We start from the raw sequence: 1164 nt of genomic DNA, 5'->3' as shown, positions 1-1164 counted from the left end.
CCGTGCGGCGCGCGCCCGTCGCCGGCGCGGTCGAGCGAGCGCCGCGCGCGCTGTGCACGCCCTGGGCGGGCACCTCCCTCCCGACCCAGCGGGCGCTCCCCCACCCGATGACCGACGCCCACACCGGGAACAGCAGGATGCCGAGCACGGTCATGCCGGCTCCGTAGCCGAAGGCGACGCTGACGCGGTGGACGGCGACGGCGAAGACCACGATGCCGGCGAAGGGGACGAGCACGAGCAGGACCAGCCAGGGCGAGAGTCCCGCCAGCTGCAGCAGCACGATGCTGTTGAGGATCGGCACCCAGGCCTTCCAGTTCTCCTCCCCCGACTTGCGGAACACGGCCGACAGCGCGAGGGCGACCCAGAGGTACAGGCCGGCGGTCACCAGCAGGGCGAACAGCACCCCGAAGAGCACGCCCGAGACGTCGACGGCGGAGGCAGCGGTGGGAGTCATGGCATCGGACGCGCGGGCTCGGCCCGTCGTCTCCCCCTTTCGGCGATTCGCGTTCGGGCGCCCGGTTCGGGCGCCAGCGGTCGGAGCAACGATCTCAACGATACGGTCGCGGCGAGTCCGCGCCATACGCCGCGCTCACTCCGGAGGCCGCGACGCTCGGCCTCGACGGCCTCCCAGTACTCGCGGGCCTCGTCGTCGGCGACCGTCGCGTGCGAGAAGACCGCGCGGTCGGCCTCGCGGGCGAGGTCGGGTCCTGACGGCGTCGCGAAGGATGCCGCGAGCTCGGTGCGGGTGAGCATGCGGGGCGCCTCGCGACCGGCATCCACCGCCGAATCGACGTACTCGTCCCAGGCCCCCGAGATCCGTGCGGCAGGCGTGGCGGCCCGGCGGCGGCCCCGGCGACGCGCGGCCTTCACCCCGACCACGATCAGGAACGGGCCGAGCGCGAGAGCCAGCAGGAGCAGCACGATGCCCGACGCACGCAGCACCGGCAACAGCCATGCGAGGTCGACGCCCGATTCGTCCTCGTCCGGGCGATCTGACGCGGAGTCCTCCTGCGCAGGGTCGGGCGGAACGACCTCCTCGACCGATTCGGGGCGCACCTCCGTGACGTTCTCGGGGTCGCGCTGCTCGGTGACGTCGAGGCTCGGCGACTGCTCGTACTGGGGCGTGACGTCGATGGGGACCCACTGCCCGCCGGTCGACTGAAC

The 1164-nt window shown here is 73.1% G+C and carries 1 protein-coding gene and 1 pseudogene; both read right to left on the bottom strand.

Translation table 11 applies throughout. The features are described 5' to 3' along the window. Positions 1–454 (bottom strand): DUF5684 domain-containing protein (locus EIO58_RS18300; protein WP_240659015.1); only part of this gene is annotated, 454 nt, incomplete at its 3' end. After that, positions 451–1164 (bottom strand): annotated as a pseudogene (locus EIO58_RS18295) (transglutaminase); the annotation flags it as partial. The gene EIO58_RS18300 and the pseudogene EIO58_RS18295, both read right to left, overlap by 4 nt.

It is taken from the genome of Microbacterium sp. CPCC 204701 (assembly GCF_004010105.1).
Classification (GTDB): domain Bacteria; phylum Actinomycetota; class Actinomycetes; order Actinomycetales; family Microbacteriaceae; genus Microbacterium.
This window is presented reverse-complemented; position numbering and strand designations above follow the sequence as displayed.